15 protein-coding genes are annotated in these 16,435 nt (G+C 56.9%); 9 read left to right on the top strand and 6 right to left on the bottom strand.

What is annotated here, in order from left to right; all coding sequences use genetic code 11:
* Nucleotides 1–16: 16 nt before the first annotated feature.
* Together QQJ84_RS08245 and QQJ84_RS08240 are read right to left on the bottom strand one after the other, a co-directional pair.
* Entirely contained in the window at nucleotides 17–1,672 is a 1,656-nt protein-coding gene (locus QQJ84_RS08245; protein WP_284257658.1) for a DUF1302 domain-containing protein, read from the bottom strand.
* A 101-nt stretch (nucleotides 1,673–1,773) separates the two neighbouring features.
* Entirely contained in the window at nucleotides 1,774–3,441 is a 1,668-nt protein-coding gene (locus QQJ84_RS08240) for a bifunctional 3-(3-hydroxy-phenyl)propionate/3-hydroxycinnamic acid hydroxylase (protein WP_284257656.1), read from the bottom strand.
* 135 nt (nucleotides 3,442–3,576) lie between these two features.
* On the opposite strand from QQJ84_RS08240, the gene QQJ84_RS08235 reads away from it, so the two are divergent.
* From QQJ84_RS08235 to QQJ84_RS08225, 3 genes are all read left to right on the top strand, one after another.
* Nucleotides 3,577–4,377 carry a helix-turn-helix domain-containing protein gene (locus tag QQJ84_RS08235; protein WP_284257655.1) on the top strand — a complete coding sequence of 267 codons (801 nt, stop codon included), beginning with the start codon at nucleotides 3,577–3,579 and terminating at the stop codon, nucleotides 4,375–4,377.
* 177 nt (nucleotides 4,378–4,554) lie between these two features.
* Entirely contained in the window at nucleotides 4,555–6,159 is a 1,605-nt protein-coding gene (locus QQJ84_RS08230; RefSeq protein ID WP_284257654.1) for a GMC family oxidoreductase, read from the top strand.
* A gap of 476 nt (nucleotides 6,160–6,635) precedes the next feature.
* Nucleotides 6,636–7,748, top strand: a complete 1,113-nt coding sequence (locus tag QQJ84_RS08225; protein ID WP_284257653.1) for a tyrosine-type recombinase/integrase — start codon at nucleotides 6,636–6,638, stop codon at nucleotides 7,746–7,748.
* A gap of 129 nt (nucleotides 7,749–7,877) precedes the next feature.
* On the opposite strand, the gene QQJ84_RS08220 is transcribed toward QQJ84_RS08225, so the two are convergent.
* Nucleotides 7,878–8,417 carry a DUF3833 family protein gene (locus QQJ84_RS08220; RefSeq protein ID WP_284257652.1) on the bottom strand — a complete coding sequence of 180 codons (540 nt, stop codon included), beginning with the start codon at nucleotides 8,415–8,417 and terminating at the stop codon, nucleotides 7,878–7,880.
* Nucleotides 8,418–8,690: 273 nt separating this feature from the next.
* Here QQJ84_RS08220 and QQJ84_RS08215 point away from each other — a divergent pair, with 273 nt between their 5' ends.
* The 6 genes from QQJ84_RS08215 to QQJ84_RS08190 all read left to right on the top strand — a co-directional run bounded on the left by QQJ84_RS08215 (nucleotide 8,691) and on the right by QQJ84_RS08190 (nucleotide 13,158).
* Nucleotides 8,691–9,365, top strand: a complete 675-nt coding sequence (locus tag QQJ84_RS08215; protein ID WP_284257651.1) for a helix-turn-helix transcriptional regulator — start codon at nucleotides 8,691–8,693, stop codon at nucleotides 9,363–9,365.
* Nucleotides 9,366–9,574: 209 nt separating this feature from the next.
* Nucleotides 9,575–9,748, top strand: a complete 174-nt coding sequence (locus QQJ84_RS08210; RefSeq protein WP_284257650.1) for a hypothetical protein — start codon at nucleotides 9,575–9,577, stop codon at nucleotides 9,746–9,748.
* The gene (locus QQJ84_RS08205; RefSeq protein WP_284257649.1) at nucleotides 9,748–11,517 is read left to right on the top strand and encodes a recombinase family protein; all 1,770 of its coding nucleotides are present in this window, start codon (nucleotides 9,748–9,750) and stop codon (nucleotides 11,515–11,517) included. Before QQJ84_RS08210 ends, QQJ84_RS08205 begins: the two co-directional genes overlap by 1 nt.
* A gap of 89 nt (nucleotides 11,518–11,606) precedes the next feature.
* Nucleotides 11,607–11,855 carry a FitA-like ribbon-helix-helix domain-containing protein gene (locus QQJ84_RS08200; RefSeq protein ID WP_284257648.1) on the top strand — a complete coding sequence of 83 codons (249 nt, stop codon included), beginning with the start codon at nucleotides 11,607–11,609 and terminating at the stop codon, nucleotides 11,853–11,855.
* Nucleotides 11,852–12,271: a type II toxin-antitoxin system VapC family toxin gene (locus QQJ84_RS08195; RefSeq protein ID WP_284257647.1), complete on the top strand. Its 420-nt coding sequence runs from the start codon at nucleotides 11,852–11,854 to the stop codon at nucleotides 12,269–12,271. Before QQJ84_RS08200 ends, QQJ84_RS08195 begins: the two co-directional genes overlap by 4 nt.
* 131 nt (nucleotides 12,272–12,402) lie before the next feature.
* A complete protein-coding gene (locus QQJ84_RS08190; RefSeq protein ID WP_284257646.1) occupies nucleotides 12,403–13,158 on the top strand; it encodes a hypothetical protein in 756 nt (251 codons plus the stop codon).
* A gap of 257 nt (nucleotides 13,159–13,415) precedes the next feature.
* On the opposite strand, the gene QQJ84_RS08185 is transcribed toward QQJ84_RS08190, so the two are convergent.
* The 3 genes from QQJ84_RS08185 to QQJ84_RS08175 are packed head-to-tail and all read right to left on the bottom strand — an operon-like array spanning nucleotide 13,416 to nucleotide 16,418.
* The gene (locus QQJ84_RS08185) at nucleotides 13,416–14,183 is read right to left on the bottom strand and encodes a creatininase (RefSeq protein WP_284257645.1); all 768 of its coding nucleotides are present in this window, start codon (nucleotides 14,181–14,183) and stop codon (nucleotides 13,416–13,418) included.
* A gap of 31 nt (nucleotides 14,184–14,214) precedes the next feature.
* Entirely contained in the window at nucleotides 14,215–14,973 is a 759-nt protein-coding gene (locus QQJ84_RS08180; protein ID WP_284257644.1) for an SDR family NAD(P)-dependent oxidoreductase, read from the bottom strand.
* The gene (locus QQJ84_RS08175) at nucleotides 14,970–16,418 is read right to left on the bottom strand and encodes an APC family permease (protein WP_284257642.1); all 1,449 of its coding nucleotides are present in this window, start codon (nucleotides 16,416–16,418) and stop codon (nucleotides 14,970–14,972) included. The genes QQJ84_RS08180 and QQJ84_RS08175 overlap by 4 nt, the downstream gene beginning before the upstream one ends.
* Nucleotides 16,419–16,435 lie beyond the last annotated feature (17 nt).

The following is a 16,435-nucleotide window of genomic DNA, read 5'->3' as shown; positions in this document are numbered from 1 at the left end:
GGTTGGACTTACTTTTTTAGAAGGTCCGCTGAATGTAGAAAGAAATATTTCCACGATCCGCGAGTGGTTGCTTCGAAGAGCCATTGGCGCGTAAACTCTTGGATCCGAGATAATCCTGATAGGTCAATCCAGCCTGCCAAACCGCGTTATACACCATTTGCACACCGACGTTCAGCGTTCCCGTGCCCGGGTTCATGGTCGTGTCAAACTCCGATCGGCCGGCCGGGAACCACTGGAATCCCAGCGGAATGTTCAGGTTCGTGTTGGGGAGCACGTTGTAATAGGTCGGCGTTATGGCAATATCAAAACCGACGGCGCTCGGCGTGCGGTCCCTTTGCAGCATGACCTTATTGTGGACGGTCAGAACGTGGTTATACTCAATTTCCCCTACCACCGCTGCACCGCCAGGCATCAGCGGCAAACCGGGGGTGATATATAGCGCCGAAACCTGCCCGTGCAGCGTATCGCCATAGGCCCAGCCCGGATTCGAGTTTTCATTCATACCGGGCATCATCACCGGCGGGTTGCTTACCAGGTCCTGGTGAATGCGCCCCGAGATTTCGCCCGCGACATTGACCGGCCCCACAGTGGTCGAAAGGCTGGTGCCGTAAACCTGGATGTCGCGCTGATAAGCGACACGGTACGTTCCGACCGTCCCCGTGGCCAGATTTACGCCCGTGCCAGGTAGCAGGTAGATTTGTGGGGTCTTCGCGTCAAAACGTAGCCCATACAAACCCCAGTCATAATTGCCGATCTGGAACTGCGCTGAAACACCAAACTGCCCATTCTCCTGCGGTGGTGACAAGTCCGCGCCACGCCCGAAATACACACCCGGTACAACAACAATCCGCTGCGAACCACCCCCCAACAAGTCCACATTCCAAAAATAGCTGCCAGAACCAGGTAGAAGGCTTGGCTGCCACTGGAACTGGTAATACCCCTGCAGGGTCAGCCAGTTGTTAGGCTGCCATGTCAATACCGCTTGCCCCACAGGTGCGAATATCTGCTGCGCTTGCGGGTTCGCCAGCGTTACCGCGTTGTTCACGTTGATCGGCGACATGGCACCAGCGATGCCGTTACCCGCAAAGAACAGACTCTGCCCCCACATCAACACTTGGCGCCCAACCTTCAGGGTGACAGTGTTGCTTCCATCACTATTAAAAGAATGTGAACCATAGGCATAGGCGTCCAGAAGCTCGGCATAGCGCCCGTCCGACGCCACAGTGCCCGAGGCAAACTTCTGGTTGTTCTTGTTATAGTTATTCAACGTCAGAGGCGACTGATTCTGGTTGCTCTGCAAGTACATCGTGTCGATGAACGCCGATGCGCTCACGCGCATGCCGAAATTTCCATCCGTCACGTTTAGCGATGGTACAACGCTAAACGTATTGGAGACCATGCCATGCTGGAAATTCTGGTCTCCGTCATTCTCGTTGGCATTATTGAGAATACTTTTCGATGGCGAATTAACGCGGAACGCATTTGAATATTCCAGCGTCGTATCCAGGCTGACCTCCAGCCCGTTATTACTGTAAAGCTGGTACGCATGGCCGAGCGAAGGCGCCAGCATGACGAGGCCGGCACCGGCCAGACTCGCCATGCAAGCTGAACCGCCTCGCAAAAGGTGCCACCGCCCGGATGAAGCAGCGGAATTCTTGGTATCTGCAGACATATCAACTCTCCCCTTATTTTGCTTAGAAAAACCCCTACTCATGCACACTCCCGCCATTCTTGCCGTTCCTTGGCGGGAGCGCGCCGTTCGCATCCCCAGGCTCAGGCTCTGTTCACTACGGCTACGCGCGGGACGGCTGCCGCCGCGCCTGGCAAGGGCTGCAAATAGCTCATCGTCTCGGCAACCTCGGCCACCATCGCATCGATACGCTGCGGCGCGCAGGCACCGGCAACGAACCGATCGGGCCGCAGCAACACAACGGCCTCGTCATGCTGGCCAAACCACTCCTTCAGATCGCCGCTCTTGTCGCCAAGAACTGTGATCCCGTTATAAAGCGGCACTTCATGCGCTTGCTGCACCATGGGCACGGCGCAAATAATTTCTGTGCCGATCCGCTCAAGAATCCTGACCGTCCCGGCGGACATCCACCTGTCCGGCCGGCTACCCCAACAAATCAGCGCAAACTTGACGCCGATGACATCGTCGAGCTTCACCGTCTCGCCGGAGGCTTTCGTTACCATCGGTTGGATGAACATGCGCCCGACCGCGCTTGCCTTGCCGTTCTGCACCCCGCCGAATGTCACCACCCCCCGTTCGTAGCGCGGCATCGGCTTGAAGCGCATTTCCAGGAAATAGCGCTTCACCGGCGGGAACAGATTGGCGATCCAGATCATCGTATCGCGCACCGCCACGCCGACCGGGTTGCGTACGGCCAGTATCTTGCCCACGGTCTCGGAGAGTTTGATCATCGCCGCCGCATGGGGGCGGCGCTCGGATTCATACGTATCGAGCAGGCCGCCGCCGGCAATGCCCGTCAGCACGCTCACGAGCTTCCAGCCCAAATTCGCCGCGTCACGAATCCCGCTGTTATAGCCTTGTCCCTGCCACACCGGCATAATGTGCGCGGCATCGCCTGCCAACAGCACGCGCCCCTTGCGGAAGGTCGAGGCCAACCGCGCATTATGCGTATAAACGCGCGCGCGGATCAGATCGATATTCTTAGGATCCGGCACGACTTTCGCCATCATGGACTCCAGAATCTCGCGCGGCACATCATCTCCCTGCCCCTCACCCGGAAACAGCAAGAACTCATAGCGCCGCACACCATGCGGCAACGCGATGGAAACAAACGGCCGTGCTGGATTGGCATGCAGATACGCATTCGGTGAGCCGGACGGATCGTTGGCCAGATCAACGACAATCCAGCGGTTGGAATCCGTGTTGCCCTCGAAGGAAATATCAAGCGCCTTGCGCACCAAACTGCGCCCGCCGTCGCAACCCACCACATAGCGCGCGCGAATCGTCCGCTTCGCGCCATTCGCATCCTCTGCTTCAATGTCCACGCCGTCGTTATCCTGCGTGAAGGCGTTCACCGTATGGCCCAGCAATAATTGCGCGCTCGGGTAACGCCCAAGTCCCTCGGCCAGAACCTTGTCTACCAACGGCTGGATGAACGCGTTGCGGCGTGGCCAGCCGAAAACCCGCGTCTTCGGTTCGATGGAAGCGAACACCGTACCGCGCCCGTTCACGAACCGCATCCACTGGTCCGGCGTCGTGTGCGGCAGTACCGCCTCCGCCAGCCCCGCAGCCTGAAAGGCGCGCAGGCACTCGTCATCCATACCCACACCGCGCGGATAATCGATGAGCTGCGGCAGCCGCTCGACGACCACAACCTTCAAATCATGCCCCGCCACATAATTGGCCAGTAGCAGCCCTACGGGGCCGGCGCCAACAACGACTAGATCGGCAATATCCGCCTGATGACTCATTTTTTCCAACTTCTAAGACGCAATTCTTGTTTTCCTGCCCGTAAAACTCCGGGATTTCGGCCCCGAATAAGCTTTGTGGTATACCAGCGCAACCAGTTTGACAGATTTGTGCATTAAGTGCACAGTTTTGCCCCCATGGAGGGAACATACAAAACTGTACGCGCGCTTGAGCGCGGACTTGAAATTCTGTTCGAGCTGAACAAAATCGGCCGTGCCACGCCCGCCCAGCTCTCCAAGGCCACCGGAATAGACCGCACCACAACTTACCGGCTGCTCCACACGCTCGCCGCCCAAGGGCTCGTTGGCCGCAGCCCGGCGGAAGACAGCTTCTACCTCCTGCGCGACACCCGCCGCCTGTCCGACGGCTTCATCGAAACCGATCAGGTTCTCTGGCTCGCCGGGGTCGAACTCGGCAAGATGCTGCTCAAGGTGCAATGGCCGAGCGACTACGCCACTTTCGACCGCGGCACCATGCTGATTCAGGAAACCACTCACAGATTCAGCAGCCTTTCGGTGCACCGCAACATGGTCGGGCGCCGCCGCACGCTTTTCAGCAGTGCCCTCGGCCGCGCAGTGCTCGCCGGCGCCACGGATTCGGAACGCGAAATGATTTTGCAGATCACTGAGTCTTCCCTCGGCCGCCCCGCGCCCCGCAACATCGACTCCCTGCTCGAAGACTTCCACCAGCGCGGCTATACTTGGTCCGTCGGTGGGTCTGAGGGCCATATCAGCGCCATCGCCCTGCCTATAAAAGGCAAGGACCGTGTCGTCGGCGCGGTGAACATCGTCTTCTTCAGGCGCGCCAGCACGCCGGAGGAAATTGCTGAAAAGCACCTGGACTCCCTCAAAAGCTGCGTCGCCGCCATCGAGGCGGGCATCACCAAAACGGCGGAGGACACCCGTTCTCTTCACGGGCCGACTCCGGAATCCTCCTGAAGCGCCCCTCTCAGGCATAAGATGCGCCACCTTGCATTCTAATTAGCACATGTGGTATGCCAGACAACACAAAAAATATACAATTAGACGTAAGGAGATAAAGCGTGCTCCCAACGCCGCAAAACCGCCCCGGCCCGCGCCTCTCAGTTCCTGGTCAGCCATAAGGATACCAATTTCATGGAAAACCCGGACTACGTCGTCATCGGCGCCGGCACGGCCGGCTGTGCCATCGCTGCCCGCCTCTCCGAGGATTCACGCAACAAGGTCGTGCTGCTGGAAGCCGGTGGCTACGATAACCACCCATACTTACACATGCCGCCCGGGTTCCTCCAGGCGCTCAAAAATCCCGATCTCACCTGGCAATATCTGTCCGAATCAGAACCAAACCTGAACAACCGCACCATCTCGCTGCCGCGCGGCAAGGTACTCGGCGGTGGCTCCTCCATAAATGGCATGATCCATATCCGCGGCAACCGCTGGGATTTCGACCGATGGCGCGACGAATTTGACGCCACCGGCTGGGGGTACGACGATGTCCTCCCCTATTTCAGAAAATCTGAAAATAGCTGGCTTGGCCAGGGCCCCTTCCATGGTGCCGGTGGCCCCGTGCAGGTAAACCGCGTCGTCAACAAGGATATCTTCACCGCCGAAATCCACGCAGCGGCCATAGCACTCGGCTACAATACCTCGAATGATTACGACGGCGCCCTCAATGAAGGTTTCGCCGAAGCCCAGGTCGCCATCGACTCTCGCGGCCGCCGGTCCTCATCCGCGCGCGCCTATATCCGCCCCAATCTCAACCGCCCCAATCTCCGCGTCATCGACAAAGCCACCATTACGCGCCTTGTCATTGAAAACCGCCGCGCCAGGGCCGTCGAATTCGTGAAAGACGGTCAAACCTTCCGCCACACCGCCAACGCGGAAATCATCCTCTCCGCCGGCGCCTATAATTCGCCGAAAATCCTCCTCCTCTCCGGCGCCGGCCCGGCCGAAGAGCTCCGCGCGCAAGGCATCACCCCCATTATCGATCTCCCAGGCGTTGGCAAGAATTTGCAGGAACACCCGCGCATGCCGCTGCAATACGCGGCCTCTGGCCCATTCACCTTCATCAACCAGCTGCGCTGGGACCGCGCCGCCATTTCCGTCCTCAACTGGGCCCTCTTCGGCAAGGGTCCCTTCGCCTCTCAAGTTTGTTCAGGGATTCTACTTTTAAAAACGCAACCAGACATCCCGGCCCCCGACATCCAGCTCCTCTTCACCCCCACGCGCATTGACGCGAATTTGTGGTTTCCCTATTTCACCAAACCTCAAATCCACTGCTTCTACACCACCGTCTGCCAGCTCCGCCCCTATAGCCGCGGGGAGGTTACCCTCCGCAGCGCCAACCCGGCGGCCTCACCCAAAATCCGCCTCAATCTGCTCTCCGACGCACGCGACTACACCGTGCTACGCGACGGCATCCGCCTCGCCCGCAAACTCTTCGCGACGGAGCCGCAAAAAAGCCTGGTGAAAGAGGAAATGCTCCCCGGCGCCCACGCGCAAACCGACGAGCAACTGAACGTCTCCATCCGGGACCTGCTCGGCATCACCCATCACCCCGTTGGCACCTGCGCCATGGGACAGAGCAATCTCAGTGTCGTGGACCCGCAATTGCGTGTACGCGGGGTGGAAGGGCTGCGCGTGGCCGACGCGTCAATCATGCCCACCATTGTCAGCGCCAACACCAACGCCGCCAGCCTGATGATCGGCGAAAAAGCAGCAGACCTCATCAAAAGCACTTAATTTTGAGATTGAAACATTGAATATCCCAGAGAAGGCCCAAACTATTTCATAGGAGTGATTGTTGAGTGCCACTGAGAATTGTTGGGGTGGAATGTCAAACAGCGTTGAATAGTTTCCAGGTAACAGCGTGTAAAATCGCGTGCAAAGTTGATGGTGTGGAACGCCCCCTCTTTCTGGCGTTTACCGGCGGAGATCTGCGGTAAGATGAACTGGAAACTTTTGGGCGCTGTTACCTGGAAACTATTCAACGCTGTTTGACAATACTTACGGGCAAACCCCGGCGCGTATGAAATCGCCGCGCAGATTCTGGGACACAAGAACCCCGAGACGACGCGCCGCTTCTATTGCGGACTCGAACAGGATGCCGCCGCACGGCATGTGAACGCCGTGCTGACGCAGGATCGGCAGCAAACGAAGATGCTGGCCCTGGGGGCGTTCCACCGGCCGCGGCGGCGCAAAGCGGTAGGGCGCGGCTGATGGCCAAGAAGCCCCCATCGGAAACCATGGTGCTGCGCGTTTCCGACTGGCCGCCGCATGACAAAGCGCTGTGGGACAACGGGACCACCCCGGCCTCCGGGCTGCGCCGCCGCCGGCGGCACGCCGAGACACTGCGGCCAAAATCTATTGAGCTCGCTTGGAAGGGCTACGGCCGCTTCCTTGCCGTACTGGCGGCGCAAGGGCCGCTCAACCCGGAACTCAATCCGGGCGACCGGGTCACCTACGACACCGTTGCCACATTTTTTGATGCTCTGCGCGCTGAAAACAATAAAGACAACACAATCAAGGCTCGGCTGTTCCACCTGCGCACGGCGCTGCGTATTATGGTGCCGGCGCAAGAATTTGATTGGCTGATGCGGCCGGACGGCTGCGCGCTGGACACGCTCTTTCCGGCGGAGCCCAAGGAAAAGCCGTTTATCCCAAGCGCCGTGGAGTTGTTTCAGTGGGGCATGCGGCTCATGCATGCACCAGAACCTGAGACGTGGCCATCGTCTTCCAAGGAGAGCCTGCAATTCTGCCGTGATTTTCGTAACGGGCTCATCATCACCCTGCTGGCCAGCCGGGCGCCGCGGGTCGGTGCACTCGCCCAAATGCGTCTCGGTAAGAACCTATATCGCCAGAACGGCGAGTTTTGGGTGCGGCTGCAAAGTGCAATCGTTAAGAATAAACGTGAGATCGAGTATAGCCTGCCGCCGGAATTGACCGCCTTCTTCGATCGCTATCTCGCGGAAATCCGGCCGCGCCTGCTGGATCCGGCACGAACCGACGCTGTCTGGGGAAATGGAGATGGCGGCGCGTTTACCGACCGTTCGATCGAGACGATGGTGTTCCGCGCCTCATTGCGCGAATTTAGCCACAGTTTCGGCCCGCACATTGCCCGAGATGCCTTCGCCTCCACGCTCGCGGAAGCCGACCCGAGCAATCCCGGTCTGGCCGCTGTCGTTTTGGGGATCACCGAAGGTGTCGTCGCCGCCCATTATCGCCGCGCCCACCAAGCTGACGCCGCGCGTAAATTGCAAGCAAACTTGCGAGATGAGCGTGAGCGCACGCGCCACATTGCGGAGCGCGCCTTCGGCAGGCGCTCTGGCTGAAAACACAATGTTATGTGCTTTCAGCCGACGATGTTTTAATCTGCTTCATTTTATTGAGATCAGCGACCCGAAGCTTAAATTGGTTTCCGCATCGAGCGTTGCAGCAATGTAGATGACGAGTCGGTCAGTTTAATCATGTACAAACGCGATCTGCACATCGCCCAAGGTAACCCCGAGTTTGCTGATGGTGGTGTGATTGATCACCACGCCGGGGCCTTCACGGAACATCCAATCGCTGACTGAAACCCTGTGAGTGCTGGCACCCGTATGAAGCTCGGTCACGTAGGTCATATGAAACGCATTGCCGTCCTGCTCGCCTGTGGCAACACCGATCACATCGCCTGCGGTTCCTTCCCAGCTTTGCGGTCCGGTTTTATGGAAATGCCAGGTGCGGCTGGTTGGTTGGCCGTTGGCACCACCGATATAAGTGAAATGTTCCTGCAGGGTCATGGTCGTGCCGTCCCAACTGCCATGGCAATCGACGTTGAATTGGTTCCGCACATTGCCAAAACGATCGATGAAGATGCCATAGGCGGTGGAATGGCCAGGGAAATAATCATTGAGCGCCATGGTGGGAGAGCCGCCGGCAAAATCCTGCGGCTGCATGGTGGTGCAGGCGCTTAAGCCACAGGCGGCGAGGGCCGGGAGAACAAAGTTTAACCAACGCATTTTAAAAGTCCTTATCTGATATTTTCAAAACGAGCGGTCAACCCGTTCCTATTGGGGGAAGCCTACTCCATTTTGAGTTCGGTGGAATGGGGACCAAATCAACTTGAACCGATGCCGGGGTTATTGTGCTGCTTCAGAGTCTCTCAAAAACCCGCCGCGCTGCTAAAATAATCTTTTATTATCAGCATATTATTCTTGACAAATCCGTTACGATATCCTATTTATATGGGGCAGATCATCATCCATTCCGGCTAAGCCGAGGTGCTAGCGACTTTGGTCGCCAACGCAAGCGCGTCCGATCTGCCGCCCGAAAAATCATCGCTCGGCCAAATTCGGAATATTTTTTACAGGACATTTTATATGACTAAAGACAGCCAACCGGGCGCGAACCGTGAGGTTCGGCCTGCTGCGCCAACGCGCACCCGCAAAATGCGAACTGTCAATAATGCCGCCGAGACAAAGCGCCTTAAAACCGCGCTCTTCGCCGCACTTGACAGAACAGGCCTCAATCTGAAGGAGATCGCCGAAAAATGCGAACTCGAGAGTGCCAACCGGCTCTATAATTTGAAGAATGGACACAGCGAAATGTTGTCCGTTCAGACTTACCTGGCTCTTGCCCGGCATTTGAACCTGCCGATCAGCGAGTTGCTCGGCATGCCTGATCGTACACCGTCTACGCCGGCTTCCGTGCGCGGAAGTGCTGCGATTCAGGTCGCGGCTGAACGCTTTGCCCGGTCATTCACTTTCGTCAGGACAGCGACTCAGGAATTCTATGAGCGGCATGTCGAGCCTAACGATCCAGCACGCAATCAAGCGGCGAAGATCAACCTTCTGTCCGGCTTCCTCCGCATTGACTGTGGATTAGAGGCGGTGGCCCAGGACATCACGGAGTTGCTCAATCAACTGCGCGAGGTCGTGCCAGAGCTTCCGCCCCTCCCACCCCTATGACGCCACGCCCCGTCCCGCTTCCTGCGGACGGGGCGTTTGGCGTTCATGGCCCAAAGCGGAATCTGAATGAGGCGCAGTGACAGCTTGGTCGCCTTGTCAATATTAATAAATATCAATTACTTATGAATTTTAGTTTTGAATTCGATCTGTAATTTTCGCAGGCGACCAAGCTGTCCTCCTTGGCGTGTCTCACCATTCGGAGACACAAAATGGCCCGCAAGTCCGCGCCAGCCCGCCAGAATTTCCCCGCCGATCCCAGATCAACGCTTGCTCCAACGCCTCGTCTCGATGATACTCAGCTCCCCGTCACAGAGTCCGAGCGGGCGCTATTTGCCGCCTGCTTCGGGAAGCTGATCGACCAAATCCTCGCGGAGCCAGACTGATGCGCCACGCTGCCAAAGTCCCACCCCAACCGCTGTCAGCGGCGCTGCGCGTAGCCGTCTACGCGCGGGTGTCCACAGCGCGCCAGGCCGAGGCCGACCTCTCCATCCCCGATCAGATCCGCCAGGCTGTGACCTGGTGCCAACGCCTGGGCCATGAATTGGTGCGTCAGTACATTGAGCCCGGCGCCTCCGGCACCGACGAAACCCGCCCGATCTTCTCGGAGATGCTCAGCGACGCCAAATCCCAGCCCCGGCCGTTTGACGTTATTCTGGTCCACAGCTTCAGCCGCTTCGCCCGCGATAATCTGGCATACGCCATCGCCAAGCAGGCGCTGAAAAAGGCCGGGATCGCCATCCAGTCCATCTCGCAGCCGCTGAACGACGACCCCACAGGGGAGCTGGTGGAAGCCGTCCTCACCGCCGTTGATGCGCACCACTCCCGGGAGAACGCCAAGCACACATCGCGCGCCATGAAGGAAAATGCGCGCCAGGGTTTCTGGAACGGTGCGCGCTCTCCCTTTGGCTATGAAGCCGTTGAAGCCGAACGGCGCGGCGACAAGATAAAAAAGAAGCTGGCGATCTGCGAGACGGAAGCTGCCATCGTCCGGCGCATCTTCGGCCTCTATCGCGGCATCGAGGGGCTGCAATACGGCGTCAAGGCCATTGCCGCGAAGCTGAATGCCGAGGGCGTGACCTTCCGCGGTAAATCCTTCATGATTTCGAACGTGCATCGTATCCTCACCGGCGAGACCTACACCGGGCGGCACCACTTCAACGTCTCCGATTCCAAGACGGGCGCCATCCGGCCGCAGGCCGAGTGGATCGCGGTTGAAGTCCCGGCGATCATTCCACGTGCGACCTGGGAGTCGGTCCAGGAGCAGCTGGCTGAACGCGCCCCAAGCAAGACCGCCGCGCGGATCGTCAATTCTCCGACGCTGCTCACCGGCATCGCCACCTGCGCGCATTGCGGCGCCGGCATGACGCTGCGCACGGGGAAAGGCTACCGCTACTACGCCTGCGCCGGCCGCGCCCAGAAGGGGCCGACCCGTTGCGGCGGCTGCGCCGTGCCGATGCCCAAGGTGGATGACGCGGTGCTGACAACCCTCACTGAACAAGTCTTCGCCCCCGACCGCCTGCTCGACCTCGTCTCAGGCTATCTCGACCAGGCGAGGGCCGAGGCGCAGACCCACCGCACGCAGCTTGGCCAACTCAAAGCTGATCTCACTGAAACTGAGGGGGCCATCAACCGCTTGGTCGGCATGGTCGAAGCCGGGCTGATGGAAGTCGGCGACCCGGCGCTGGCAGAGCGGCTCAAAGCGCTGAAGGCCAAGCGCGCCAGCCTGCAAAGCCAGATCAGCACGGCCTCAAATACCGAACCGGCGCAAAAACCGCGCCTCACCGAGACGAAACTGGCCAAGCTCTCAACCGCCATCCGCACCGCATTGTGGCAGGCGCCGCCGGAGATGCGCAAAGCCTACCTCAAGCTGTTCGTCGACAATGTCACTATCAGCAAAGAGGAAATCCGCGTCAGCGGTCCAAAAGGAGTGCTGGCGAAAGCCGCACTTAACGACCTCCCGAACACGCTGGGGGAAGTTATTACTTTTGTTCGAGAATGGCGTCCCGTAGGGGACGGGAACCCAAAACACCCACAACCTATTGAGGTAATTAAGAAAATTACCACCAGATTTAGTGCGCCACCGAGGTGTGACACATCTGTGTGTCACACCGGCATTTTTGGGTCAACAAAACTTTTCATTGTAAATGGTTAGGGCCGGGAACCCTGCCGGCCGATCGTGGCACACTGGCGCAGCTTGCAATCAATGCTTATAATCGCATCATTGCTGACGGAGGTGAAACCATGGCGAGCATCACAATCAGGAACCTGGACGATTCCCTGAAATCGCGCCTGCGTGTCCAGGCGGCTGTTCATGGCCGTTCGATGGAAGACGAGGCACGGGATATTATCCGCTCCGCCCTCAACCACGAACCAAAACGGCAAGCCAACCTCGCCACCGCCATCCGCGCCCGTTTCGCCCCCCTTGGCGGGGTGGAACTTCCAGCGGTGCCGCGCGATGCAATGCGAGCCCCCCCGAGCTTCGAGGAATGATCCTCCTCGATACCAACGTCCTCTCTGAGCTGATGCGGCCAACCCCGGAAGCCGCAGTTGAACGGTGGCTTGCCGAGCAACCCGCAGCCAGCGTGTTCATCTCCGCCATTACCGAGGCCGAACTGCGCTATGGCGTGGCGCTGCTGCCTGCCGGCAAACGCCGCTCCGCGCTGGCTGTGACCATTGAAGCCATGCTGGTGGAGGATTTTGGCGGGCGCATCCTACCCTTCGACAGCCAGGCCGCCATCGCCTTTGCCGAGATCGCCACGGCGCGCCGCCAGGCCGGGCGGCCTATCTCCCAGGCCGACGCGCAAATCGCCGCCATCGCCCGCTCCCGCGGTGCGACGCTCGCCACCCGCAATGTGGCGGATTTCGAACAATGTGGGATTACCATCATCAATCCGTGGCACACATAGCTATACGGAATCTCAAATCGAAGGCATTTTTTGGTTTATTTTTAAAATTATGACTTGCAGTATTAAGAAAATAAAAAATGATTCATTACTTTCATCGTTTGGTTGAATAATCGGGAGTGAAGGCTTTCATTTTGAAAGCCAAGCTCAAGGACACAACCGCTATGGATCACGATCACATCATCTCTATGCAAAATTCTGACCCCGGCTACCTGGCCGGCAATGCCGACCAATTTCATCACAATATTTTGCCGCCAGATTTTTCGATACGTAGCGAAAACCCTGCCTCACCGCCATCAGACGACGAAAATGACATTGTTCTCGATAACCAGAATCTCACTATAGCATTTGAAAGTGAGCGGCAAACAGAGGAATTTAACGCGATCGTCGAACGTTGTCGCGCGGCAATCAAGACGATGAACGTCACCGATGAAAAATCTGAATATGCCGCACGGCAATACCTCGCCGATATCGGCATAATAGTTCACTCTAACAATTTTGACATCGACGAATTTGCCCAAAATTTTGACCATCAAAGGGCTACTCAAGCGAATCGCAGAAACCCGTATCTCTTCGTGATCAAATGTCTCGGCGGAGCCGGCGACATCCAACGAGCGAGCAACCAAAGCTTAGCCTTGACCTACGCCGTACGAAAATGCCTGGAAGAAAATAGAGAGATTTCAACATGCTTCAAAAATCTCAGCATTCGCGAATGTTTAAAGTTGTACCGTATGGAGAGACAAAAAGATCACAAAGAGGAGGCTGTTTCGAGCACCACGAAAGTCAAAATCGAAGGTGTGCCGAATCGCCTACTCGGGCGCGGAAAAGTCGCAGTCGAAATTGAATTTAATACCAAAGGTGGGCGCTTCATCTGCGAATTGGATTTATAGCTGGCCGTTCTATGCCGGCTCACGACGAAGGGAATAGAAACTCATCCGTAATTCTGGAAACCAATACGTACAAATCGTGGGCACGCCACCAACTTGATTTGCTGCTTTCAGGCTAATCGCCGTTATCCGCGCACCAAGTAATCTTGTCAGAATCGATTTCGAGATAGCCCACGATCAAACCGAGGGGCATCAACAAATTCTGCATTAACTGCACTGAATTTTACACAAGAAGTCGCTCATTTTTGGTTGCATGCCAGTTAAAAAATCTCGTGCAAAGCAGCAACAATGCGCTCGACATGTTCATCAAACAGCAATCGGCCATTTTCTACACTGGCACCATGCGCCACTGCCAACACTCCCGAGGCCGGCACAAAATTCTCCGGAACCGGGGAAAGATCATAGGGCGGAAAATGAGCAGGACCGTCCGAGGGGATTTTCTCCATCATCACCAGCGCTGGTTTCAACAGCAGCATCAACGACGTTTCCATCAAGCTAGCATGTTCAAGCTCAATGCCCGGACAGCCATTAGGGAACACGCGGTCGAGCGTCTCTTTCGTAATGAAATCCCAGTAGGCTAGGCGCACGATTTTGACATCGGTGATGCCATCGCGGCGTAATTCGCGCAGAGCGAGGTCCACCCCTTCTGTTGCGGGCGCGTAGTTTTCAAAATGTCCGTTCACCAAAACCAGACGCCTCACACCAGATTGAACGAGCTGGCGTACGACATCGCGAACCACCAGTGAGAATGTGTGTGCATCCAGGCTGGTGGTTCCGGGAAATCCCTCGCCTCCACCCGTTTTTGGTTGCGACCGGCAGCCATAGGGCAAAGCTGGCGCAACAATACCATTGACCTCATGGGCAACCCGCTCGCACACGCCCGTTGGCAACACCACATCCACACTGAGTGGTAAATGCGGGCCATGTTGCTCTGTGGCGCCCAAAGGTAGAAAGACAATGACGTTCTCGTCCATCTTTTGCTTAAATTCCGGCCAGCTTAGTTCCGCCATAAACACGCTATCGACCATCTTTATCTCCTATCTTGTACAGATTGCGGCTTTACCACGGCACTTCGCCACGATCGACGCAAAAGGATTGCCCTGTCACATTGCTGGCAAGATTTGAAGCCAGAAAAATATAGGTGCCTGCGATGTCATCGGGCTCCATTAATCCTGGTAAAGCCTGCGCACTCAGGATATTTTCGAGAAGTGTTGCTTCTTGTACGCCGGAATGCTCAGCCAGGCGCGCTAACGAACGAAGTGAGTTTTCGGTTCGCACCCAGCCAGGGCAGATCGCATTTGCGGTAATCCGTCGGGATCCGAGTTCCTTGGCCCAAACCTTGGTCATGCCGATGATCGCGTGTTTGGAGGCGACGTAGGCGCTGAACAGAGGCTCCCCAACACGCCCCCAAATAGAGGAGGTACTGATGATCCGTCCGCCGGCAGACATCATTGGCAAGGCCGCTCTGGTGACCAGAAAGGTTCCTGTAATATTAATATCGATAATCCGGCGGAAAATTGCCTCGTTTTCGGCGCTGCAATCCGCTAGCGGGGTTACGCGTTCAAACCCCGCATTATTAACCAATATATCGATATGCGGAATATTAGTCATAAAGCTCTGGATATCCGCCTCGATCGCAATATCAGCTTGGTGGCCGGTTGCGCCAAGTCCCCGCGCAACCTCCATAATCGAATCATCGTTGGCGACTATATGCAAATCCGCGCCGGCATCGCGGAATGCCCTGGCAAGGCCAAGGCCGATCCCCATACTGGCACCAGTGATAACAGTTACCCGCCCGCTGAGATCAACTGAGTTCATCTTGCATCTCCCGGCGCGGTGGCGGTTGGGATAACCGGCTGATCTACAGCAGCACTCGGCTTGCGCTTCATGAAGGCCAGCATTGTACCGATAGCAACAACGGCCACACCAATATACCAAGCATCGTAAAGATCGCCGGGGTCACCTGGCGACATGCCGGCACTATAGCCGACATACAAGATCACCAATATTGAAAATGCCGGCAGAATGGTCAGCATGGCCGCTACACCAGCACTATGCTTCATCCAGAACAGCCGGATGGCAGCGGCCAGCATCGCGGCGTAGCTCAAAACCAGGGTAATCGTGACCGTGTCATAGTAAAAGATGATTTTGGCAAGCGGCTTGAGCCAAACCAATATAATACCGAAAGCCACTACGCTCGCGACCGATATAAAAGGTGCCTTGTACTGGTTGGTTTTGCCAAAAATACCCGGCAGATGCCCCTCAGCACTCATCCGATACATCGTTCGTGCACCAGAATTTATGGAAATCTGCATGCCAGCACAGCACGATGTGATAACAACGAAAAGCGCGATCCAGGCTAATGAATGCGGCAAATAAACATTCGCGACGGCAGCAATAGGTCCGCCGTTGCCGTCCTCGACAATTTTAGAAAGCTTATCAACCGGAACAGCATATTGCCAGCCAATCGCGGCGAGGCTGTAAATCACGAAGGCCAGAGACAGGACCAACAAAAGAGATCGTTGGACCGTACGAACCGGCACTTTAGCTTCTTCGATATAATTTATGGCAGAGTCGAAATTCGCCAGCATCCAGAGACCAAACAGCAAGCCAGCGCCGAGAGAGCCCCACCCACCGGCGGCTTTGACCGAGTACAAGTCGGTAAATGACAGATTATGCACCTGCGGATCCAAAATACCGCATAGGCCAAGGCCTGAGACGACGAGTATCTCGAATACGAGGAAAATTCCTGCGACCCTTGCCGTCAACTCGATGCCTCGGAAGCTGACGGCAAAAAAAGTCAGCATCATGACGGTGCCGATGATACGCGCCTGCGTGTCGCCGGCCAGCGACGGAAACAGCGCCTGAACATATTCAGCCCCGATGACGGCTGTCATGGGGGCGACTGTTGCGGCCATGACCGTGTAAGTCCAGCCAAGAACTGTACCCATGCCCGGATGTAGAAAGCGCTCGACATAAGTAAACACACCCGCAGCGGATGGCGCCTCGCGAACGAGACGCACTAGGCAGAATGCCAAAATCAACATCGGGAAAAAGTAGGCCACGACGAGGGAGAGTGGGGCTGCGTGTCCCACCATCGAATAAAGCACGGACATTGACGAGGCTGCGACCCAGGCCGGTGCATTGAAACCCAATGCTGCGAGCGTTACGCCATAGGTATTTAGGCGCCCTTTATTCAGTGTCGTGGCGACTTCAGTTACCGCCCCATGGCGGTCATAACCGATTAGATCAAAAAAGCTCATGGTGCCCTCCGAAGAAT

The sequence above is a fragment of the Acidocella aquatica genome (assembly GCF_030160635.1).
Classification (GTDB): domain Bacteria; phylum Pseudomonadota; class Alphaproteobacteria; order Acetobacterales; family Acetobacteraceae; genus Acidocella; species Acidocella aquatica.
Note: the sequence above shows the minus strand (reverse complement) of the source record. Positions and strands in the feature narration are given on the sequence as shown.